Source organism: Rhizobium sp. P1_B8 (genome assembly GCF_056406515.1).
On sequence record NZ_JBFTZZ010000002.1, the window covers coordinates 178,724 to 202,104 of the forward strand.

15 protein-coding genes are annotated in these 23,381 nt (G+C 62.3%); 9 read left to right on the top strand and 6 right to left on the bottom strand.

The window, feature by feature from the left end; translation table 11 throughout:
- Positions 1–503: 503 nt before the first annotated feature.
- A complete protein-coding gene (msrA, locus tag AC1D2N_RS04625) occupies positions 504–1,205 on the bottom strand; it encodes a peptide-methionine (S)-S-oxide reductase MsrA (RefSeq protein ID WP_018246233.1) in 702 nt (233 codons plus the stop codon).
- 199 nt (positions 1,206–1,404) lie between these two features.
- On the opposite strand from msrA, the gene AC1D2N_RS04630 reads away from it, so the two are divergent.
- From AC1D2N_RS04630 to cueR, 5 genes are all read left to right on the top strand, one after another.
- On the top strand, positions 1,405–6,870 hold the full coding sequence (locus AC1D2N_RS04630; RefSeq protein WP_130653813.1) for an alpha-2-macroglobulin family protein: 5,466 nt from the start codon (positions 1,405–1,407) through the stop codon (positions 6,868–6,870).
- Complete coding sequence (gene pbpC / locus AC1D2N_RS04635; protein ID WP_130653814.1) at positions 6,870–8,948, top strand: penicillin-binding protein 1C; 2,079 nt, start codon at positions 6,870–6,872, stop codon at positions 8,946–8,948. The genes AC1D2N_RS04630 and pbpC overlap by 1 nt, the downstream gene beginning before the upstream one ends.
- Positions 8,949–9,084: 136 nt before the next feature.
- The gene (gene treY / locus AC1D2N_RS04640; RefSeq protein WP_130653815.1) at positions 9,085–11,694 is read left to right on the top strand and encodes a malto-oligosyltrehalose synthase; all 2,610 of its coding nucleotides are present in this window, start codon (positions 9,085–9,087) and stop codon (positions 11,692–11,694) included.
- Positions 11,695–11,801: 107 nt separating this feature from the next.
- Positions 11,802–14,327, top strand: a complete 2,526-nt coding sequence (locus tag AC1D2N_RS04645; RefSeq protein ID WP_130653816.1) for a heavy metal translocating P-type ATPase — start codon at positions 11,802–11,804, stop codon at positions 14,325–14,327.
- A gap of 9 nt (positions 14,328–14,336) precedes the next feature.
- Positions 14,337–14,726, top strand: a complete 390-nt coding sequence (gene cueR / locus AC1D2N_RS04650) for a Cu(I)-responsive transcriptional regulator (RefSeq protein WP_065276210.1) — start codon at positions 14,337–14,339, stop codon at positions 14,724–14,726.
- Positions 14,727–14,745: 19 nt separating this feature from the next.
- Here cueR and AC1D2N_RS04655 read toward each other — a convergent pair whose 3' ends face one another.
- On the bottom strand, positions 14,746–15,054 hold the full coding sequence (locus tag AC1D2N_RS04655) for a hypothetical protein (RefSeq protein WP_065276211.1): 309 nt from the start codon (positions 15,052–15,054) through the stop codon (positions 14,746–14,748).
- 182 nt (positions 15,055–15,236) lie between these two features.
- Here AC1D2N_RS04655 and AC1D2N_RS04660 point away from each other — a divergent pair, with 182 nt between their 5' ends.
- Genes AC1D2N_RS04660 through AC1D2N_RS04670 form a run of 3 tightly spaced genes read left to right on the top strand, consistent with a single transcriptional unit; the run spans position 15,237 to position 17,260 of the window.
- Entirely contained in the window at positions 15,237–15,776 is a 540-nt protein-coding gene (locus AC1D2N_RS04660; protein WP_018246226.1) for a sigma-70 family RNA polymerase sigma factor, read from the top strand.
- Positions 15,763–16,530 (top strand): anti-sigma factor family protein, encoded by a 768-nt coding sequence (locus AC1D2N_RS04665; RefSeq protein WP_018246225.1) that lies wholly within the window; start codon positions 15,763–15,765, stop codon positions 16,528–16,530. The genes AC1D2N_RS04660 and AC1D2N_RS04665 overlap by 14 nt, the downstream gene beginning before the upstream one ends.
- Positions 16,531–16,549: 19 nt before the next feature.
- Positions 16,550–17,260 carry a Bax inhibitor-1/YccA family protein gene (locus AC1D2N_RS04670; RefSeq protein ID WP_018246224.1) on the top strand — a complete coding sequence of 237 codons (711 nt, stop codon included), beginning with the start codon at positions 16,550–16,552 and terminating at the stop codon, positions 17,258–17,260.
- Positions 17,261–17,483: 223 nt separating this feature from the next.
- Here the strand turns inward: AC1D2N_RS04670 and AC1D2N_RS04675 are convergent, their stop codons facing one another.
- From AC1D2N_RS04675 to repA, 4 genes are all read right to left on the bottom strand, one after another.
- Positions 17,484–18,617, bottom strand: coding sequence for an RHE_PE00001 family protein (locus AC1D2N_RS04675; RefSeq protein WP_130653817.1), 1,134 nt, complete (start codon positions 18,615–18,617; stop codon positions 17,484–17,486).
- Positions 18,618–18,797: 180 nt separating this feature from the next.
- Positions 18,798–20,012 (bottom strand): plasmid replication protein RepC, encoded by a 1,215-nt coding sequence (repC, locus tag AC1D2N_RS04680; RefSeq protein ID WP_130653818.1) that lies wholly within the window; start codon positions 20,010–20,012, stop codon positions 18,798–18,800.
- A 154-nt stretch (positions 20,013–20,166) separates the two neighbouring features.
- A complete protein-coding gene (repB, locus tag AC1D2N_RS04685) occupies positions 20,167–21,162 on the bottom strand; it encodes a plasmid partitioning protein RepB (RefSeq protein ID WP_130653819.1) in 996 nt (331 codons plus the stop codon).
- Positions 21,159–22,355, bottom strand: a complete 1,197-nt coding sequence (gene repA, locus AC1D2N_RS04690) for a plasmid partitioning protein RepA (protein WP_130653820.1) — start codon at positions 22,353–22,355, stop codon at positions 21,159–21,161. Before repA ends, repB begins: the two co-directional genes overlap by 4 nt.
- A gap of 203 nt (positions 22,356–22,558) precedes the next feature.
- Between repA and cobF the strand changes: the two genes are divergently transcribed.
- A complete protein-coding gene (cobF, locus tag AC1D2N_RS04695; RefSeq protein WP_130653821.1) occupies positions 22,559–23,323 on the top strand; it encodes a precorrin-6A synthase (deacetylating) in 765 nt (254 codons plus the stop codon).
- Positions 23,324–23,381: the final 58 nt, after the last annotated feature.

A 23,381-nucleotide genomic window follows, 5' to 3' on the forward strand; every position in this document is an offset into this window, starting at 1 on the left:
GGTTTTGCTTCTGCAAAGTCCATTGTGCCGGAAACTGGCGCGTAGCAGCGGCCACGCCTTCGTCCATATTTCACTCCCAAGGCGACGACACGGACACGTTTGCTTCTCTGATGTAGGGAGACGATGGCGTGGTTGTGGAGTATGTTACTGTATCATACGGGTTCGATGACTGTCTCCAGGGCGATTGGGGGCCCCGACGAGGCACCGCGACGGCCGGGAGTTCGCTGGAAAGCGACCTGATTTCCTGCTCAATGTCCTCACGGAATTGCAGATGCCGACTTGGCAGCCCGCCGATCTTGAGCACGTTATTGGTCGCAAGGCGGGGACGATGGTTCCTTATGCCGTCGGCGCCAGAGCGGCCATAACGGCGCTGAACCCTGCAGTTTCCCTTTGATCAACCAACCATTCGCATCCATTGCCGCACGAGACGGCGGCGATTCTCTCTGAGTCGCGGGGCTGCCAATGAGTCGGAGATATGCGGCCGCTGTAAGCGGTCGTGTCGATCAGCCCTTGGCCTTCACCAGTACCGGTTGGCTGCGGTAGTCGGCCGGAAACAGCGACTTCAAGTTCTCGATTTTCGGAAGGTCGTTGTAGACGATATAAGGATAGGTCGGATTAAGCGTCAGGAAATCCTGATGATAGGCCTCGGCGGGATAGAAGCCGGCGGCGTCGGACACCTTGGTGACGATCGGCTGCGGAAAGACATGCGCCTTGTCGAGCTGGCTGATATAGCTCAGGGCGACCTTGCGCTGTTGCGGATCGGAAACGAACAGCGCCGAACGATATTGCGTTCCCTGGTCCGGACCCTGGAAATTCAGCTGCGTCGGGTTGTGCGCCACAGAGAAGAAGATCTGTAGCAACTTGCCGTAGCTCACCTGTTTCGGATCGAACTTCACCTGGACGGATTCGGCGTGACCCGTCGAGCCGGTGCTGACGGTTTCATACTGCGCCGTTTTGGCGTTGCCTCCGGCATAACCGGAGACGGCGCTCTCAACGCCCTTCACGTGCTGGAAGACGCCCTGGACGCCCCAGAAACAACCTCCGGCGAAAATGGCGGTCTCGGTGCCTGGCCCGGCCACCTCGTCAATGGCCGGCGGCGGGATGACGACGGCATCCTCGGCCGCACCCGCAGCACACACGCCGAACGAGAATAGAGTGGCAGCAAGGAGCGCGGTAATGCTCCTGCGGTGGGAAGACGTGGACATGGCGCTACCTCCTGCGATCGCCCAAATCCTTGCTCATCCTAGCAAAAGCCGCAAATCACAAGGCGGTCACTCACGCCGATGTGACAGCTGGACGAAAGCGCCTGTGCGAAGATGAAACAGCGCTCAACTTCAGTTGACAATCTCGCGAGGAGTGAGGAGAGTGCCCGCCGGTCAGAGCCAGCATTTCCGGGGGGAACCTATGTCCGTGCGCTCGTTCTTCGCTTTCGCGACAATCGCATTTTCCACGATCGCCATCAGCTTTTCCGCCGCCGCTGCGGACACCAAGCGCGACATCCAGACGATTAAGGACGCCGATTTCTTCGGCTTCGATCTTCGCACCGAGCAGAACGTCTCGCTCGATCAGTGCAAGACATCCTGCATCGGCGACAAGAGCTGCAAGGCCTTCACCTACAATCCCAAGGTGAAATGGTGTTTCCTGAAATCCGATTTCAAAACGATGAACGCTTTCCCCGGCGCCATCGCCGGCAAGATCGTCGAAACGGCCGGCCAGCAGGAGCGGGATATTGGCGCCGCGCCGCGGCTGACCTTCCTGACGAACGATCTCATCCAGCAGGCCCACGACTTCAAGGATAATCTGACCCTGGCCGACGACCAGCAGGGCCAGGGCGCCGACAGCCTGACGGCCAATGCCCGCATTGACCTCACTGCCAACAATCTGGCCGACGCGCTGAAGTCCTTCCATGGCGCGCTGTCGATCACACCTGACGACGCCGATCTCTGGCTCGAAACCGCCCGCGCCGCAGCCTCGCTCGGCAGCGCCGAGAGCAACACGACCGGCCAAGCCGTGCTCGACGCGCTGAACGGCTACGAGCTGACGCGCACCACCGCCAAACGCGCCGAGGCGCTGGCCGTGCTCGCCACTGCACTGGAGCGGAATGCCAACTACCGCCCGGCGCTCGACGCCTACAAGGCGAGCCTGGCGCTTGTCGGCGCCAAAGATGTGCAGGCGGCCTACCTGCAGCTGAAATCAACGCAGGGCTTCCGCGTCACGGAACACACGGTCGATGCCGACAGCGCCACGCCGCGTGCCTGCGTCACCTTTTCCGAGGCGCTGGTCAAAACCACCGACTACACGCCCTTCGTGACGCTGAACGGCGAAGCACCAAAGGCGCTCGAGGCCAAGGACAAGCAGATCTGCGTCGAGGGGCTGACGCATGGTCAAACCTACAAGATCGCCTTCCGCACCGGCCTGCCGTCGGCCGTCGACGAGGTGCTGGAAGCACCTGTCAGCGTCGACGTCTACATCAAGGACCGTAGCCAGATCGTGCGTTTCACCGGCGACAGCTTCGTGCTGCCCTCGACGGCGCGCCGCGGCATCCCGATCGTCTCGGTCAATATGACCTCGGCCAACTTGAAACTCTACCGCATCGGCGATCGCGCCATCGCGCCGCTGCTGACCAATTCGCAGTTCCTGTCCCAACTCGACGGCTACAGCGCCCAGAACATCCAGGACCAGAGCGGCGAACTCGTCTGGCAGGGCTCGATCGACATCGCCAACGAACTCAACAAGGACATCGTCACCAGCTTCCCGGTCGACGAGGCGCTGCCCGAGCGCAAGCCCGGCATATATGTGATGACCGCAACGGCGGCAAACGGCCCCGCGCAGGAGTGGGATTCGCAGGCGACGCAATGGTTCCTGGTCTCCGATATCGGCGTCACCACCTATGCCGGTACGGACGGGCTCAACGTCTTCGCCCGCTCGCTCGCCTCGGCCAAGCCGATCGCAGGCGTAGAGCTGCAGCTGCTCGCCAAGAACAATGAAGTGCTCGGCACTGCCACGACCGACGAAAACGGCCGCGCCACCTTCACTGCCGGCCTGATCCGCGGCACGGCGGCGCTGACGCCAGCCGTCATTACCGCCAAAAACGGCACGTCGGACTACGTCTTCCTCGACATGACGCGCGCCGGCTTCGACCTCTCCGACCGTGGCGTGACGGGCCGCGCAGCACCCGGCGCGATCGACGTACTGACCTTCACCGAACGCGGCATCTACCGCGCCGGCGAGACGGTGCATGCGCAGGCGCTCGCCCGCGACACCGATGGCAACGCCATCGAGAACCTGCCGCTCACTTTCATCTTCAGCCGCCCCGACGGTGTCGAAGACCGGCGGATCGTCAGCCAGACCAGCAATCTCGGCGGCTACTCCATCGATTTCCCGACCCAGGAAAACGCCATGCGCGGCACCTGGACGATGAACATCTATACCGATCCCAAGGGCAGCGCGATCGCCACCAAGAGTTTCCTCGTCGACGATTTCGTCCCCGATCGCACCGACATGGAGATCAAGACCGAGGCCAAGGAAGTCGGTCCGGACACGCCGGCGACGATCACCGTTTCGGGCAAATATCTCTACGGCGCCCCAGCCGCCGGCCTGACGCTCGAAGGCGACGTCGTCGTCAAGCCGACGCGCGAGAGTGCGGCCTACAAGGGCTTCCACTTCGGCCTCGCCGACGAAGAGGCAAGCGAGGATTCGCGCCTGCCGATCGACGGCCTGCCGGAACTCGACGAGAACGGCGAAGCCTCGACCGACCTGACCATCAGCGACCTGCCGGCCACGACGCAGTTGCTCAACGCTACTGTCTATATGCGCATGCAGGAGGCGGGCGGCCGCGCCATCGAGCGCTCCTTGAACATTCCGGTGAAGAACCAGGGCGCTTCGATCGGCGTTAAGCCGGAATTTTCCGACGATCTGCCGGAGAATTCGATCGCCAACTTTACGGTGATCAGCGTCAAGGCCGACGGACAGAAGCAGGAGACGAAGGGCCTGCGCTGGAAATTCTATAGCCTCAACCGCGAATATCAGTGGTATCGCGAGGGAACCGCCTGGAAATACGAGCCGGTCTACACCGCCGAGCAGGTCTCCAACGGCAGCGTCGACGCGACGATGGACGGCGGCAAGATCTCCGTTCCGGTGACCTGGGGCCGCTATCGCCTCGAAGTGGAAAGCCCCGATGCCGACGGCCCGACCTCCAGCGTCGAATTCGACGCCGGCTGGTTCGTGACATCGACCTCGACGGAAACGCCCGACGGGCTTGAGATCGCCCTCGACAAGGACAGCTACAAGATCGGCGACACCGCCAAGCTGAAAGTCACCTCGCGCTATGGCGGCGAGCTGATGGTGACGGCCGGAACCGAAAAGCTGGTTGCCGTACAGAACGCCACGATCGGCGAGACCGGCGGCGAGGTCGATATCCCGGTTACATCAGACTGGGGTGCCGGTGCTTATGTGACCGCCACGCTCTTCCGCCCCGGCGACGCCCAGGACAATCACATGCCGATGCGCTCGATCGGCATCAAATGGCTGAAAGTCGATCCTGAACAGCGCGCGCTGCAGGTGACGCTTGCAACACCCGAAAAGATGCTGCCGCGCGGACCGTTGAATATCGGCTTGCAGGTGGCTGGCGCCGGCGCCAACGAGGATGCCTATGTGACGGTTGCTGCCGTCGATGTCGGCATTCTCAACCTGACGCGCTACGAGCCGCCGAACCCGGAGGACTGGTATTTCGGCCAGCGCCAGCTCGGTCTTGAAATCCGCGACCTTTATGGCCGTCTGATCGACGGCTCGCTGGGTGCCACCGGCAAGCTCAGGACCGGCGGTGATGGCGGTGCCGTTGCGCTACAGGCAAGCCCGCCGACGCAGAAGCTCGTCGCCTTCTTCTCCGGGCCGGTGAAGCTCGACGCCGAAGGCAAGGCCAATGTCTCCTTCGACATTCCGCAGTTCAACGGCACGGCGCGTGTCATGGCCGTCGCCTGGTCGAAATCGGGCGTCGGCCACGGCGTCAAGGATGTCATCATCCGCGATCCCGTCGTGGTGACCGCAAGTCTGCCGAAGTTCCTCTCCCCCGGCGACAAGGCCAATCTGCGCCTCGACATTGCCAATACCGATGCGCCGGCCGGCGACTACAAGCTGCAACTGACCGGTAATGATGCGGTCGGCATCGAGGAAGCTTCTGCCTCGCAGACGATCCGCCTCGAGGCCGGCGCGAAATCCGAACTGACGCTTTCGCTCATCGGCAAACAGCCGGGCGCCGGCAGCGTCTCGATCAACCTCTCCGACGCTTCCGGCCTTTCACTCGACCAGACGGTCGATGTGCCGGTGCGCCCGGCTTCCTTGCCGATCACCGAACGCAGGGTGCTGGCGCTGAAGCCGGGGGCAAAGCTCACCGTCGACAAGAACCTGCTGGCCGACAGCGTGCTGCCGGGTGCCTCGATCAGCGTCAATGTCACCCGTTCGGCCGCCTTCGATATTCCCGCCCTGCTGATGACGCTCGACCGCTATCCCTTTGGCTGCGCCGAGCAGACCACCAGCCGAGCGCTGCCGCTGCTCTATCTCGCCGAAGTCGCAAAGCAGGCGGGTATGGAAAACGACGACGACGTGCATAAGCGCGTACAGGACGCGATCTACCGCGTGCTTTCCTATCAGGCCTCTGCCGGCAGTTTTGGCCTCTGGGGACCGGATTCGGGCGATGTCTGGCTCGATTCTTATGTCACCGATTTCCTGACGCGGGCCCGCGAAATGAAATACGACGTGCCGGAAAGGGCTTTCGTGCAGGCGCTCGAAAACCTGCAGAACACCTTGTCCTACACCACCGACATCAAGGGCCAGGGCGATCAGATCGCCTATGCCATCTACGTCCTTGCTCGCAACAAGAAGGCTGCGATCAGCGATCTGCGCTATTATGCCGATACGATGATCAATGACTTCCCGACGCCGCTCGCCAAGGCGCATATCGCCGCCGCATTGGCGCTCTACGGTGATGCGCAGCGCTCGAAGAATATCTTCCTCGACGCGCTGCAGATGTCGGAGCAGTCGATGGTGTCACGCGTGAACCTGTCGCGTACCGACTATGGCACGATCCTGCGCGACGGCGCGGCGATCCTGGCGCTCGCCGCCGAAAGCCGGCCGGTACCGCCGGTCATCCCGGAACTCGCCAAGGCGGTCGGCAAGGAATGGGAGCGCAGCAAATATAAGAGCACGCAGGAAGAAACCTGGATGCTGCTTGCCGCGCGCGCCATCCAGGGCGGTGACGACGGCCTGAAGGTCGATGTCAATGGGGCCGCGCACACCGGTGCCTACATGGCACGCATGACCGGCGATGCCCTGGCTGACCATCCGCTGACGCTGACCAACCAGACAAACGACACGGTTTCGGCTGTGGTCACCACCGTTGCCGCTCCCACAGTGCCGCTGCCGGCCGGCGGCGACGGCTTCGTCATCGAGCGGACCTATTACACGCTCGACGGCGAAGAAGCGAATGTCAGCGAGGCGAAGCAGAACGAACGCTACGTCGTCGTCATCCATGTGCGCGAAACCAACGACTGGCCGTCGCGCATCGTCATCACCGACCTTCTGCCGGCCGGCTTCGAGATCGACAATCCGAATCTCGTCGACAGCGCCCAGATGACGAATTTCGACTGGATCGGCGAGATCTCCGCTGCCCATACCGAATTCCGCTACGACCGCTTCGTCGCCGCCTTCAACCGCGCAGCAGGCGATGAGCGCGAATTCAACGTCGCCTATGTCGTTCGTGCCGTCACCCCCGGCACCTACGACCATCCGGCCGCAAACGTCGAGGACATGTACCGGCCGGAGCTTTCGGCCCGCACGGCAACCGGCAAGATGGAGGTCGTGACGGCGCAATAATGAGGCGGTGGCACAAGTTTGCGATCGGGTCCGCAGCCGGCATCATTCTTGCCGGCGCGGCTCTCTTTGCGCTCGATGCCGCCGACAAGGCCTTTCCGCCGCCGCTGGACAGGGCAAATGCCGTGTCTGCCGAGGTGCTGGATGCCGATGGGCAATTGTTGCGTGCGTTTGCGACGTCGCAAGGCCGCTGGCGGCTGAAGACGGCGGTCTCCGACGTCGATCCGCAATTCTTGCGCATGCTGGTCGCCTATGAGGACCAGCGTTTCTACGACCACGGCGGCGTCGATCCCTGGGCGCTCGGGCGCGCTGCCGTGCAACTGGTCAGCAATGGCCGCATCGTCTCCGGCGCCTCGACGCTTTCGATGCAGGTGGCCAGGCTGATCGAGCCGCGCGAAGGACGCTCGCTTTCGGCAAAACTGCTGCAGTTGGTGCGCGCCGTGCAGATCGAGCGGCGGCTGTCGAAGGAAGAGATTCTCGACCTCTATCTGACGCACGCGCCCTATGGCGGCAATCTGGAAGGCGTGCGCGCCGCAAGCCTTGCCTATTTCGGCAAGGAACCGCGACGCCTGACGGTCGCCGAGGCGGCTTTGCTCGTCGCCCTGCCGCAATTGCCGGAACGGCGCCGGCCGGACCGCAATCTCAAGGCAGCCGAGGCCGCGCGCAAGCGTGTGCTTGACCGCGTAGCGGTCGCTAGAGCCGTTGGTGACGGCGAAGCGGAGCGGGCTGAAGGCGTCGCGGTCCCGTCGCGGCGCATGCAATTGCCGGCACTTGCCGCCCATGTCGCCGAAGCCGCACTGCGCAAGGAGCCTGATGTCCTCAAGCATCAGACGACTTTGAAGAAACAGGTGCAGCAGGGGCTGGAAGCGGTTGCGCGGGCAGCGGCGTTCAAGCTCGGGCCGAAGCTTTCGCTTGCCATGGTGATGGCGGATGCGCAAACCGGTGCGATTGTCGGCGAGGTTGGCTCAGCCGATTATTTCGATGCCAGCCGCTCTGGCTGGATCGACATGACGCGCGTCAACCGCTCGCCGGGCTCAACGCTGAAGCCCTTCATTTATGGGCTGGCTTTCGAACAGGGCCTGGTGTCCCAGGAAACGATCATCGAGGACCGGCCCGCTGACTTCTTCGGCTACCGGCCGCGCAATTTCGACATGAGCTACCAGGGCGACGTCACCGTGCGCGAGGCGCTGCAGCTTTCGCTGAACGTGCCGGCCGTCAAGCTGCTCGATGCCGTCGGGCCGTCGCGGCTGATGGTGCGCTTCCGCCGCGCCGAGGTACGCCCGGTCCTGCCGCCGAATGAGACGCCGGGACTGGCGATCGGTCTCGGCGGCGTCGGCATCACTTTGAAGGATCTGGTGCAACTCTATACGGCCCTCGCCAATCGCGGCCAGCCGGCAAGGCTCGGCGACGGCGTCAGCGGCGCACCGGGCAAGCTCGACGGCGAACCGTTGCTGGAACCGGTCGCGGTCTGGAACGTCGCCGATATTCTCTCCGGCGTCATTCCTCCCTCAGGCGCACCGCAGCGCGGCATCGCCTACAAGACCGGCACGAGCTACGGCTACCGTGATGCCTGGTCGGTCGGCTATGATGGGCGTTATGTGCTAGGCGTCTGGGTCGGACGGCCTGACAACAGCGCCGTGCCGGGATTGACCGGTTATGGCACCGCCGCGCCCGTCCTCTTCGAAGGGTTCGCCAAGTCAGGCATCGCGACGACGCCGCTTCCCCGCCCGCCTGCGGGCGCCGTGCGCATCGCCCAGTCGGAGCTGCCCATCAGCCAGCGGCGCTTCGCCCTCAATGCCAGCGGCCTGCTCGCCTCCGGCCGCGAGGCCCCGCCTGAGATCATCTATCCGCCCGAGGGCGCGCATGTCGATCTCGGCGCTGGTCAAGGGAACTTGTCACCGCTGATGCTGAAGCTCCAGGGTGGCCGAGCCCCCTTCCGTTGGCTTGCCAATGGCAAGCCGCTGCCTGATCTGTCCCGCCGGCGTATCCAGCAATGGCTGCCTGATGGCGGCGGCTACTCGAAACTAACCGTCATCGACTCGGCCGGACGCGCCGCAAGCGTCGGCGTTTTCATCGACTAGAACATCCGAACGCACGATCCACCGATTCAAAATGTTGCAGCGTCCCTTAGGCGTGTCAAAAGACGCGCGGTGCTGCAAGGAACAAAAACCCGGCTGCAACCGTTCCGGAGGGTCTCTTTCCAACATCAGCGGCCTCATGACACTCCCGACAGCGACCTACCGGATACAATTCCGCAACGGCATGACCTTCGATCGCGCCTGCGACCTCGTCCCCTATCTCAAGACGCTCGGCATCAGCCACCTCTACGCCTCGCCGATCTTCACCGCCGTCAGCGGTTCGACCCACGGCTATGACGTGACAGACGCCAACGAAATCGACCCGGTGCTCGGCGGCCGGGCCGGATTCGAGCGGCTGACGGAAAGCCTTGCGTCCGCAGGCATGGGGCTGATTCTCGACATCGTGCCGAACCACATGGCGGCCTCGCCGGAAAACGGCTGGTGGCGCGACGTGCTGATATCTGGCAGACAAAGCGCCTATTTCAGCCACTTCGACATCGACTGGAGCGAGCCGCTGACCCTGCCGCAGCTCGGTCAGGACTTCGAGGGAGCACTCGCCGGTGGCGAGCTTCGCATCGCGCTCGACGAAACGCACGGTAACTTCGCGTTCGGTTATTTTGAGACGCTGTTGCCGCTGAACCCGGCGAGTTACGGAGCGATCGCAGATCGGCTCGACGATCCGGTTGCCACCAGAATGGCGGAGGCTGCGGCCGTCACCTCCGGCGAGAACTTCAACCGCGCGATGCGCGATATCCTCTTCGAAGGCGGCGATCGAGCCGCCCTCCAGCAGAAGCTCAATGACGTCTCGGCCGATCGCGATTTCATGAGAAGCCTGCATGAGGGACAGCATTGGCGGCTGACGCACTGGAAGACGGCGGCGCGACATCTGAGCTATCGCCGTTTTTTCGAGGTGACCGGACTGGTCGGCACCCGCGTCGAAGATCCCCCGGTGTTCGAGGACATGCACCGGCTGGTGATCGAGCTGGTGCGCCATGGCAAAGTGCAGGGCCTGCGCATCGACCATGTCGACGGGCTCGCCGAGCCCAAGGCCTATCTCGACAGGTTGCGGGAGGCGGTGGGACCGGACACCTATATCGTCGTCGAAAAGATCCTCGGGGCTAGCGAGGTCCTGCCGGAGAGCTGGCGGGTTGCCGGAACCACGGGATATGAATTCATCGCCGCGCTGAGCGAGCTGTTCATCGACGCCGGAGGTCTGCGCATATTGGATGATGCCTATCGCAGGATCGCCGCCGACACGGGTGATCTCGAGGCGGGCCGGCGAATTGCCAAGCGACTGATGGTCGAACGTAATTTCGCCGGCGAGACCAATAGGCTGGTGTCGATCGCGGCAGGCATCTTTCCCGAGGCAAAAAGAGACGAGATCGCCACCGCGCTTAGCGAACTGCTGATCACCTTTCCCGTCTACCGCACCTATGGCGACGGTGGCCCGCTTTCCTGGCAGGATTCAGCGGTGCTGGCGGCGACCGCTTCGCAAGCGATGGCGCTGCTCGACGATCAACGTGCCCTCGACCAGGTTCTGAAGCTTCTCGAAGGCAAGGTCGAGGGTGACGCGGCCCACGAGTTCCGCATCCGCTTCCAGCAATTGAGCGGGCCGGTGATGGCGAAGGCGACCGAGGATACGCTTTTTTACCGCTATAACAGGCTGCTTGCCGCAAACGAAGTGGGCGGTGAACCGGGCAAAGCGCCTGGCGGCCCGGAGGAATTCCACCGCCGCATGGCAGAGCGGGCGCGGCTGCAGCCGCATGGGCTTTCGACAAGCGCGACCCACGACACCAAGCGCGGCGAGGATGCGCGTGCAAGGCTTTATGCGCTGAGCGAGGGCGCGGATGTTTTTGCACAGGCGGTCGAGCGGTGGCGAGACATGAACCGGCCGTGGCTGAAGGATCTGCCGGATGGCGCAGCGCCGGAGCCAAATGTCGAATGGATGCTCTATCAGGCTCTGGCCGGCATCTGGCCGGAAGATTTCGATAGAGGACAGACGGAAGAACTCCGCGAACGCTTCACCGATTACGCCGTCAAGGCCGTGCGCGAGGCGAAACTGCGCAGCGACTGGACGGAACAGGATGCCGCTTACGAGGAAACGGCCACGACCTATGCCGCGGCCCTGGTTTCGCCTGATAATGGCGTCTTTCTCGAGGATTTCGAAAGGGTGCTGCAGCCCTTCATCGCGGCGGGTTACCTCAACAGCCTGTCGCAGACACTGCTCAAGCTGACGGCCCCCGGCATTCCCGATATCTACCAGGGTGCCGAAAGCTTCGACTTCAGCCTCGTCGATCCAGACAACCGCCGACCAGTCGATCATGAGCGGCTGAAAGCATGGCTTGATGAAGCCGGGCCGATCGCCAAGCTGCAGGCGGCGGCGTTGAAGCAGCGCATTGTCGGGATCGGCCTGCAGCTGCGCCAGCGGCACGCGGACCTCTTTTCCAGAGGCGACTATCTGCCGCTGAAGGTGACGGGCGCCCGGCGAGACCACATCCTCGCTTATGCCCGGGTGCACAAGGATGATTTCGCCATCATCGCAGCGCCACGGCTGATGTTCGGCTGGCTCGACCCCGGCGTGCTCTTTGCCGGCCCGGAATTCTGGGAGGATACGGCGATCGCCGTCCCCTCCCCGCTTCACGGTCTAAAGGCGGACCTGCTGACCGGAAAGACGATCGAGCCCGGGGGCAGCATCTCGGTCGCCGCCCTGCTCGGGAGCCAGCCGGTCGGGCTGATCACCCCGATCTGAGGACCAGCCGTCGCTAAAATCGAGTCCATGAAAATAGTGCTTGACCTTCCAGTCGCTGGAAGGTGGATAAGCCTATCCAACGGCCCTCCGGGGCACAGGAGATAGTCATGGATATCAAGCACCAGCACGACCACCACCACAGCCACGACGATGGCGATGATCATTGCCATTGCGGCCATGATCAGGAGAAGGCTGCCGATGCCGTGATCCGTGATCCTGTCTGCGGCATGACCGTCGATCCGCAAGCCGGCAAGCCATCGCTTGAGCATGACGGCCGCACCTATCATTTCTGCTCCGAGGGCTGCCGGACGAAGTTTGCGGCGGCACCTGCGGATTATCTGGCCGCGAAGGACGCCGTCTGCGGCATGACCGTCGATCGCTCGACGGCGAAACACTTTCTGAAAGTCGACGGTGAAAAGTTCTATTTCTGCTCGGCCGCCTGCCATGCGAAATTCGAAGCCGACCCCTCAGCCTATCGCGACGGCAAGCACCCGCCGGCAAAGCCGGCGCCGACGGGCACGCTCTACACTTGCCCGATGCATCCCGAAGTCATCAGCGACCGTCCCGGCGACTGCCCGAAATGCGGCATGGCGCTGGAGCCGATGGGCATTCCGCCTGCTGACGAAGGTCCGAACCCGGAACTCGTCGATTTCGTCAGGCGGCTCTGGGTCAGCGCCATCCTTGCCGTGCCGCTGCTGGCGCTGAGCATGGGGCCGATGTTCGGCCTGCCGCTTCGCGAAACGATCGGCGAGCCGCAGGCCACCTACATCGAACTGCTGCTAGCAACGCCGGTGGTGCTCTGGGCAGCCCTGCCCTTCTTCCGCCGCGCATGGGCGTCTCTCGTCAACAGCAGCCCGAATATGTGGACGCTAATCGGTCTCGGCGTCGGCACCGCCTATGTCTACAGCGTCGTCGCCACGCTTGTACCCGGCATCTTCCCGATGAGCTTCCATGGCCACGGCGCGGCCGTGCCCGTCTATTTCGAGGCAGCAGCCGTCATCGTCGCGCTCGTCTTCGTCGGCCAGGTGCTGGAATTGAAAGCGCGCGAACGTACCGGCTCGGCAATCCGCGCTTTGCTCGACCTTGCGCCGAAGACGGCGCGGCGCATCGATGCCGACGGCAGCGAGCGCGACGTGCCTGTTGGCGATATCCAGACCGGTGACCAGCTGCGCGTTCGCCCTGGCGAGCGGGTGCCGGTGGATGGCTCCGTCCTCGAAGGCCAGTCGACCGTCGACGAATCGATGATATCAGGCGAGCCCCTGCCTCTGGAGAAGTCGAAAGGCGACCCGCTGACCGGTGGCACGATCAACAAGAACGGCACCTTCGTCATGGCCGCCGAAAAGGTCGGCGCAGATATGGTGCTGTCGCGCATCGTCGACATGGTCGCCAAGGCGCAACGCTCGCGGGCGCCGATCCAGGGCGCCGTCGACCGGGTGTCGGCCGTCTTCGTGCCGGCGGTGGTCGCTGCTGCCATCCTTGCCTTCCTTGTCTGGGCCGCGATCGGGCCCGAGCCGCGCATGGCGAATGCACTGCTAGCCGCCGTCGCCGTTCTGATCATCGCCTGCCCTTGTGCGCTCGGCCTGGCAACGCCAATGTCGATCATGATCGCCACCGGGCGCGGCGCGCAGGAAGGCGTGCTGATCAAGGATGCCGAAGCGCTTGAGCGCTTTTCCAAGGTCGACACGCTGATCGTCGACAAGACCGGCACGCTGACTGAAGGCAAGCCGAAGCTTACCGATGTCATCGCCTTCGGTGGGGTCGGCGAAGACCGGCTGCTGTCGCTGGCGGCAAGCCTGGAGCGCGGCTCCGAACATCCGCTGGCCGAAGCGATCGTTTCCGGCGCCGAGGAGCGCGGCGTCCCCTTCGTGGAGGTCACCGGTTTCGAGGCAAAGACCGGCAAGGGCGTTCAGGGCCGTGCCGGCGGCACGACGGTGGCGCTCGGCAATGCCGCGATGCTTACCGATCTCGGCATTGATCCGGCGGTACTTGCCGAGAAGACCGAGGCCCTGCGCGGCGACGGCAAGACGGTGATGTTCGTGGTGTTCGATGGCGCGCTTGCCGGTCTCGTCGCCGTTGCCGACCGCATCAAGCCGACGACAACAGCCGCCATCAAGGCACTGCACGACAGCGGGTTGAAGATCATCATGGCGACCGGCGACAACGAGCGCACGGCGCGTGCGGTGGCAAAAAGCCTCGGCATCGACGAGGTTCGCGCCGATGTGCTTCCGGAAGGCAAGAAGGCGCTGATCGACGAATTGCGTAGCAAGGGCGCCATCATCGCCATGGCCGGCGACGGCGTCAACGACGCCCCGGCGCTCGCCGCCGCCGATGTTGGCATCGCCATGGGGACCGGCGCCGACGTCGCGATGGAAAGCGCCGGCATCACATTGGTGAAGGGCGACCTGAACGGCATCGTCAGGGCACGGCGGCTGGCGGAGGCGACGATGCAAAACATCCGCCAGAATCTCGGCTTCGCCTTCGGCTATAATGCGCTCGGCGTGCCGATCGCGGCCGGCCTGCTCTATCCGATCTTCGGGCTGCTGCTTTCGCCGATGATCGCCGCAGCAGCAATGAGCCTCTCGTCCGTTTCGGTCATATCAAATGCGCTGAGACTGCGCTTTGCAAAATTATAGGAGATGGCGATGAATATCGGCGAAGCATCGGAACGGTCCGGCCTGCCTTCGAAGACGATCCGCTACTACGAGGATATTGGCCTCATCCGCCCCGAAAGGGGCGGAAACGGCTATCGCGACTATGCCGCAACCGACGTTCACAAGCTGCGCTTCCTGCAGCGCTCGCGCGGCCTCGGCTTTTCCGTCGAAGAATGCCGGCAATTGCTGGCACTCTATGAGGACAAGGACCGGGCGAGTGCCGACGTCAAGGATATCGCTCAGACAAAGCTTGCCGAGATCGATCGCAAGATCCGCGAGCTGACGGAGCTGCGCCGGACGCTTGAGCACCTCGTGCATGCCTGCCACGGCAACGACAGGCCGGACTGTCCGATCCTCGAAGAGCTTTCGGACGGCGGCTGACCATTTCAGGCGACCTGCATCAGGAAAGCTGCGGCATGTTCTGGTTGGCTGCCGGCGAGGGTTGAGCCCGCTCGTCGGGCTCCTCGTCTTCGCCGTCGTCCAGCACGCCGTCATCCAGCCGATGCTTGATCGCCAGTGCATAAATCACGTCGAGAATATTGCGGTCTCTGAGATGAGGATCCATCAGGGCGAGAAGCGAGGCCCGGACGATCTTCTTGCTGGTGGCCTTCGGACAACGCGCCTTGACGAAATCATAGAGCGCCTCATCCGTCAGCCCTTCCATGGCGCCGTCCACGAGAGCTTCGTAGACCCGCTTCTTTTCCTTCATTCTTTATTTTCCCCCGCAAATCGGCGGCGTCATGATCTGTCATGTAATTGTCATAAACAATCGCGGATTTGAGGCGCCCTCCGCTGGGGAAGGATATTTGATGAATCCAGCGACGGTCTCGGTCCGCTTGATTTTTTTACGGCCGCGGGAATAAAACCCGCCGCACTTGCGTATACTCAATCATGGAACGCAAAGAACGCCCCTTCGACGTCATCGGACAGCTTGCAGCGCTGAGGCGCTACGCTCGCTCGCTGGTGCGCAATTCGGACGAGGCGGAGGATCTGGTGCATGATGCGCTGGTGCGCGCCTTCGAGAAGCGAAAGAGCTTCCGCAGCGGCGGCAACCTGCGCACCTGGCTGCTCTCCATCCTGCACAATGCCCATATCGATCGTCTTCGCCGGAACCGATCGCTGACGCGCCGCCACGATGAGGCGGCTGTCGAAGCCGAGCAGTCGCTTCCGGCCGGCCAGGAACACGCCGTGCGCCTGCAGCAGGTGCGCGACGCCTTCTTCGACCTCCCGGAGGAACAGCGCGAGGCGCTGCATCTCGTCGCGATCGAAGACCTTTCCTACCAGGAAGCCGCCCAGGCGCTCGGCATTCCCGTGGGGACGCTGATGTCGCGCATCTCCCGCGCGCGCGCTCAGCTTCGCGAATTCGAGGAGAAGACGCCGCGGGTTTCGCATCTGAGAATAATCGGAGGGAACGGCAATGAAAGCAATTGATCCGATCCTCGATGCCGATCTTAACGCCTATGTGGATGGCGAGCTCGATGTCGCCCGTCGCATCCAGGTGGAATCCTATCTTTCCGAGAATCCGGCGATTGCCGCCAAGGTCATGGCCGACCTCAGCGTGAGGGGCGAACTGCGTCTGGCGCTTGCCGGCGAAAGTGCCTTTGGCCGCCCCGAGACCCGCGATGCCGCCCGGCGGCTGGAACGTGGCCTTTCCTATGGCCGCATCTTCCATTCCATGCAGCGCGTTGCCGCCGTCGGCATTCTGATCGCCGCCGGCTGGGTGGCGCACAATTCCTTCGGCGCCTTCTCGGCGACTGAGGTGGTGGCATCGGTTCCGGCACCCGCCTATGTCGAGGATGCCGTCCGCGCCTATCAGACCGCGGCTCTGCGCCAATCGATGCCTCCGCAGACGCCGGCCAGCTATAGCGCTGACGATATTCGCGCCGCCACCGCGATCGTGATGCCCGAACTGCCTAGGGATTGGAAGGTCGCCGACGTGCAGATCTTCCCGTCCGAATTCGGCCCCAGCGTCGAGATGGCGATCGAACAAGCAGATGGAAAGCGACTGTCGCTTTTTGCCGTCCGTCCGGGCGCCTTCGAGGTCAAGCCGGTCAGTCATCTCACGCTGGAAAAAGCAGAAGCCGCCTATTGGCAGATCGGCGAGGTCGCTTATGCGCTGATCGCTGACGATAGCGGTCTCAATCTCGACCAGGCGGCCGAACGGCTCGCCCGCTCGCTCTATTAATCAAACCGAGGAGATCAGCATGAACCCGATCAATCCCCGCTACGGTGCCGTCGCCGGCTCCCAGGCCCTCTTCGACGAAGGCCTGCGCCAGCATATGCTGCGCGTCTACAACTATATGGCTCTCGGCCTCGTCATAACAGGCCTCGTCGCCTTTGTCGTCGGCTCGACGCCGGCACTCTACGTCCCGATCTTCGGCTCGCCGCTGAAGTGGGTGGTGATGCTTGCCCCGCTCGCCTTCGTCTTCTTCTTCTCGTTCAAGATCCAGACGATGTCGGCCAGCACCGCTCAGATCACCTTCTGGGCGTTCTGCGCCGTGATGGGCCTGTCGCTCGCTTCCGTCTTCCTAGTCTTCACCGGGATGAGCATCGCGCGGACCTTCTTCATCACCGCCACGATGTTCGGCGCCACCAGCCTCTACGGCTATGCGACGAAGCGCGATCTCTCGCGCATGGGCTCGTTCCTGATGATGGGCCTCTTCGGCGTCATCATCGCCTCGGTCGTCAACATCTTCCTGGGTTCGAGCGCGCTGCAGTTTGCGATCTCGGTGATCGGCATCGTCGTCTTCGTCGGTCTCACCGCTTACGACACGCAGAACATCAAGGAACAGTATTCGGAAAACTTTGATCAGGAATCGAACCAGAAGCTCGCCGTCTTCGGTGCGCTCTCGCTCTACCTGAACTTCGTCAACATCTTCCAGCTTCTGCTCAACTTCACCGGCGAGCGGGAATAGGACTGCGCTTCTGGGGGCAAAGGAAGCGCAAGAGCGCCTGGTCTGCAGTCTGTGACAGGATGGCGGACTGGGTGCTCGCCTAAACGAAAACGGCCGGGCCAACGCCCGGCCGTTTTCGTTTAAAGCGCATCGCGTCAAATCGGAATCATGGGACGCGCTTTAGGTCTTTGCTTTATGCATGTCGCTGTCCCAAAGCCGCATGCACACTTTGGGGCGACATGCATTAGATGATACCCCAGGCGCGATAGCGGCCTCGGCCTGTAATTTCACGAATGCCGATCTCGTTGACTAGGTTCAGCGCCCCGCGCGGCGTGATGCGCAGATGACGGGCGATCATCGCCGCCGAGACCATTGGCCGCGACAGGATGAAATCGGCAAGTTCCGGCAGGCTGCTGTTTGAACGGCGGCCGCGAAAGCGCAGCTCCATCTGCGTGCGCGCCAGCGACAGGCGATCGATTTCCTTGAGGCCGGCCACGGCACCCAGATGCACCGCCTCCAGAAAGGCTTGCAACCGCGTGGCCCGATCGCGCGCCCGACGACGCTCATGGCGCACCAGCTTCAGGCCGCCGTAAAAAGAAAACAGATGCGAGGCGACCTTGCCGCGGGCGCGTAGATGGCTTGCGACCAGAAGCCCGCCGAGCCAGTGCTGACGCCGCAGCGGCTCGATCCTTTCCCAGGCTTCGAAGAGGATGATGGCGCCGAGAACCGGCGGCAAGCTATCGGCCAATGGCTGGACGATTCGCCATTCGGTAAGCCGCTGTTCCTCGTCCCACTCGTCGTCACCGAGCAAGCCGAGAGGATCTTCGTTGCGTTTTGCTGGAGCAAGGGCCACCGTCTCGCTTGCCGGCGTTTTCCCAGCATGGACATCGAGCAGCTTCTGCGAGCGGGCAAGAAGCGCATCGATCTCCGCCATCTCGGCAGCGAGCGGCCCGTCCTCATCCTCGCCCTCTCCGTCGGTCTCGAGTGGAACTCCCAGGCTTTTTGCTTCCTGTGCTTTCCCCTCCCCTTCCCCGCCAGTCGCAGTCAGCGTCGCAAGGCCCGAGACGCCGAGTGCCCAGGAGGGGTCGCCGGTCCAGATGCGCCGACGTGCCCGCAGCACGGAATGAGCGATCGTCAGTTCGTGGGTGGGAGCGCGGCTATCCATATGGGCATCATGTAAAACGAGATCCTCGACATGCACGAGTTCGCCGGCCACCCAGAGCGCGCCGGCGGCGTCGAAGAAATGGCTGCGTTCGGCAAATCCCTCGCCGACCACCGAGCGCAACACCCGCTCGTCCAGCCGCGCCACCGCATCCTCCGCCGCGGCAATGGAGGGAAGCAAGGTTTGAAGCATTGCACCGTCGAGATCGTAGCGCATTGTTAAGCTTTACGGTTTTTCACAAATGGAAGCCAAATGGGTGTTTCCTTCCGCCATGTATGACATGGTTAATGGTGTATTTCAACAAAAGTCGGGGGAAGGAGGCCGTTGAGATGGCAGATCGACCGGCGGCACATCCTTCTAGCCGTCGCAGCTGGCGCGAAGCTTTTTTATAGCCGTTCATCCGGTTTTCCTCGCCGTCGGACCATTTGCCCGCATCAGCGCCATCAGCATAGGTCCGAGCGAAAATTCGCCACGCTCCGCCCGCCGCGTCAGGTCACGCAGGTAGCCGCCGGCCGAGTTGATATGTCCGCCCCTTTCCAGAATGCAGGCGATCACCGTGGCGGCGTTTTCCGGCCCCATGACATCGCAGGCCAGCTGATAGGCGCTGGGGCTGACGCCAAGAGTGGAACGGACGATGACGGCCGCGGCCATCAGATCGCGCCAGCTGCCAATGCCGCCGCCCGGTCCGTAAGCGATGATCTCCGGGCAAGCCTGCAGCACCATGGCAAGGGGGAAGGATTTCGGCGGCTCCCGCCACGCCTGCGGTTCTTCCTCCGACTTTGCGCCCTGCTTCGGTTCGAAGCTTGGTTCAAGTTCAGATATAGCGTGTGGGTTTGAATTATGTATGTGCCGACCGTTTTGGTTATCATTGGCGTCTGTTTTTTCTGTTTTCGACTTCGATTCCAGCGTCTTGACGATCAATTCCCGGAAAGCTTCGAGATCAGCCAGTAGGCTTTCCATCTCGGCAGCCGACGGGCGGCGCGGCAGGCTTGCGGAAAGCAGATTGAAATGCTTCTGCATCTCGATCCATTCGCCGGCAATTTCCTCTTCCAGCGCGATTTCGATGAGCTTGGTGATGTCACGCCGGCAAAGTGTCAGGCGCTCCCTCAGTCGCTTCCATTCGAGTTTGGCGGCCATCACCTGAGCCGCCTGCGCCTCGATCTCGCGAGCGCGCACCAGGAGTGGCGCCAGGCTGAAGCCAAAGGCCTCACCAAGCCCGCCTTCGCCGTTGCGGCGGGCAAAACGTTTCCCGTTCGGACTATCCCGCCGGATGATCAGGCCCGCTTCGACCAGAATCGCCAGATTCCGCCGCAACGTCGTGCCAGCCATGCCGTGCGTGCGCAGCGACAGCTGCTCGTTCGACGGAAAGACGACGAAGCCGTTGGCCTCGGCAATCTCGTTTTTCGGATAGAAGGTCAACAACGCATTGAGAACAGCCAGGGCACGGTCCGATACGCCGACCATGTCCTTTGCTTCGCAGAGCGCACGAAAGATCTTCCACTTGTCGACCGATGCGTCCGGATCGACCTTGCTGGCGCTTTCCTGGCTTGCCAGCATGCCAAGCGTCATCGATCGCCGCCCAAAGGGCGTCGATACATATTGAGGCTCCATGTCCCTCACCTTTTCTCAAGGCAAAAGAAAGCTACCACCCAAAAGGATGCCGAAGATGCTTGACAGTGATTCGAGGAAGTGCGATTCTCAGATTGTCCAGATATGAGAAAGGCTTCCGCGACGGCAACGTTCGGAGGCTTTTTTCTTTTGCGGCCTATTCTCCTGCTTGCAATTTGCCGGCCCGATAGGCTTCGTAAAGCTCATCGAGACGGCGTGAAATGTAAGCGCCGAAATCCGGCGCATCGCCGGTCTTCAACGCGATCGTGAAGGAATTGCCGGCGCTCTTGATTCGGCCGGCAATCTTGCCGCCGCTTTTCGGCTTCCAGTCATATTCCGTGGTTTCGGGCTTCGCCTCTTTCTTGGCGAGCTCGGCAACCAAAAGCTCGAATCGGCGATCGCTCTCTTCCCCCAGGAAACTTCCCGAAGCAATGAGCTTGGCAAGCCGGGCGGCCGTCATCCCGTTCCAGTCCTGGGCAAGCGCCATCCACCTGCGTCGCCCGATGCCAGGCGCGGCTCCGACCGACCTGACGATTTCGGCGGGGATGGCTTTTGCGACGGATATCAGCTTCGACAGCTCCGTCTTATCCGTCGACAGCGCTTTCATGATAACGGGACGCTCAAAACCCTTGAGCTCGAGATTGAGGGCAAAGACCGCGCGCTCGATATAAGAAAGGTTCCGACGCGCCGAATTCTCAATGCCCTGCGCGATGACGACATCGGTATCGTCAAGCTTACGGACGATCGCTTGAACCTTGAGCCCGAGCAGCTTGACCGCCTGCAGGCGGCGATGGCCGTAGGCGATCTGGTAGCGGTCCTCATCATTGGGATGGCGGCGAACGAGGATCGGCACTTTCTGGCCGTTCTCAGCAATCGACTGCACCAGCTCGTCTTCCGTATCGAGCGGCTGGTCGGCAAGGCGGTCGCGGACGAAAGAGGAATCGATCAGATCAGGATCGAGTTCGACGATGCGTTCACCGGAGAGCAAGGCCTCCTGCATCGCCCTGCTCTCTTCCTCCATGCGGCCAAGAGTCAGCGCCATCGTCCGAACCGGCCCGGCCGATCCGCGCGAAGATGGCTCCTCGTAGTTGGCCGCGGCCAACTCCTGCGCCGTATCGTCGAAAAGACCTTTCAGGCGATCGCGTCTGCTCATGTGCGGCCCCAGGCTTTGTGAATACCGGCGAGAACCTCGCTGTTGGCGGCATTGACCGATTCCAACGCCCGGTCATAGGTCGAGCGGCGCACCTGCCCTTTCTCGATCTCGTAGAGCGTCTGCTTGGTCAGACCGACATCGGCGATTGCCGTCGATTTGAGAATGGTCGCCGTCAACACGTCATCACTAAAGAGACTGCGCAGCAGCGCAACGATCTGCGACTGCGGCGCATCGAAGGGTTCGTGACGAGTGACGACATATTTGATGAAGTCATGCTGCAGGTCGCCGCCGGCCTTGCGTACGACGGAAAGCAGATCCGAAGTCATCAGCAGGAACTGCGACATGGAAGCGACGTCGACCATCTGCGGATGGATGGTGATGAGCAGCGATGTGGCGGCGCAAACGGCGCCAAGCGTGAGGTAACCGAGCTGCGGAGGGCAGTCGATCACCACGATATCGTAATCGGCCTCTACCTCGGCAATGGCAACGCCAACGCGACGGAAGAACAGCTCACCCGCCCGCTGCCGATCGTTCAGTGCCCGTGGCGTCTCGTGCTCGAACTCCATCAGCTCGAGATTGCCCGGCACCAGATCCAGTCCGTCGAAATAGGTCTTGCGGACGATCTCCTTCAGCGGCTTGCGGCCCTCATCGTAACGAATTGCGCCATAGAGCGTATCGCCCTCGGAAAGATCGAATTCGGGCTGAACTCCGAGCATTGAGGAAAGCGAAGCCTGCGGATCGAGATCGATCGCAAGCACCCGGTAACCCGCCAGCGCCAGATACTGCGCCAGATAGAGCGTCGTTGTTGTTTTGGCCGAGCCGCCCTTGAAATTGGTCACGGCAACCGTCTGCAGCTTTTCGCCAGGACTGCGCCACGGCTGATAGGAAAGCGCGTCTTTCGGCTTGAGCTTCGCCATATACTGGCGCAATTCGTTGATCTGGCCGAGCGTGTAGGAACGCCGGCCATTCTGGGCAAGATCCGGCTGCGGTCCCTTGCCATCCAGTGAAAGCTGGCGAAGATAGCCGTCGGAGACGCCGATCATCTGGGCAGCCTCGCCGGAGGAGAATGTTCGTAGCGTCTTTTGCGAGAGCGGCGGAAACAGCTTGTCGCGGAGGAGCTTCAGTTGCCGCGAAAGCTGGTTCGCATGCCGCTCGATCCGTACATCTGTCGTCGATACGCTAATGTTGTCCAAAACACCCAATCCTTTTCGATGCGCTTTTCTGTCAACATAGCGTCAAAAAGCGTATCAAAAGTGACACGATTCGGGATTCGCAGCAACAATAGGGCTAAGCCACTATCCACAGGCCCGGTTGGCCGCGGCCAACTCATCGTTCAGCCCTTGCGACGTCCAAGCTTTTTCGGCATGACCGCCAGGACTCAACGGGGAGCATCCGCTTGAAGCATATCCATATCATCGGCATCGGCACGGGCAACCCGGAGCACCTGACCATACAGGCCATCAACGCTATGAACGCAGCCGACGTGGTCTTCCTGCCGGTCAAGGGCGTCGGCAAGGAAGAGCTCGCCGAAATCCGGCGGGATATCTGCGACCGCTATTTCACACGGCCGGCCGGCAGGATTTCAGAGTTCGCGGTGCCGCAAAGGCAGACGGCAGACAAGACCTATGTGCGGAGCGTCGACGCCTGGCACGGTGAGATCGCCGGCATCTATGCAGAACTGATCTCCGGTCTCCCTGATGATGGCAGCGGCGCCTTTCTCGTCTGGGGCGATCCCAGTCTCTACGACAGCACGATCCGCATCATCGAACGCGTGCGGCAGGAAAGCAGCCTGGATTTCGATTACAGCGTCATCCCCGGCATCACCAGCATCCAGGCGCTGGCGGCCAGCCACAGAATCCCCGTCAACCTCGTCGGCAAACCGATCGAGATCACCACAGGGCGCAGGCTGGCACAGGATGGACTTCTAACCGACACCACCGTCGTCATGCTTGACGGCGAACAGGCTTTTGCGAAGATCGACGATCCCGATGCCGAGATCTTCTGGGGCGCCTATCTCGGCACCAAGGACGAGATCGTCAGATCAGGACGACTTGGCGACATCGCCACCGACATTCTGACGCTCAGGGCCGAGGCCAGGCAGCGGCACGGCTGGATCATGGACATCTATCTTCTGCGCAAGGGACGGGATTTCGACGATTAGCCAGTGCGAAGCCTTTCCAGCATGCTTTGCCGGCCCGGCTGCGATCATGTAAGAAGTG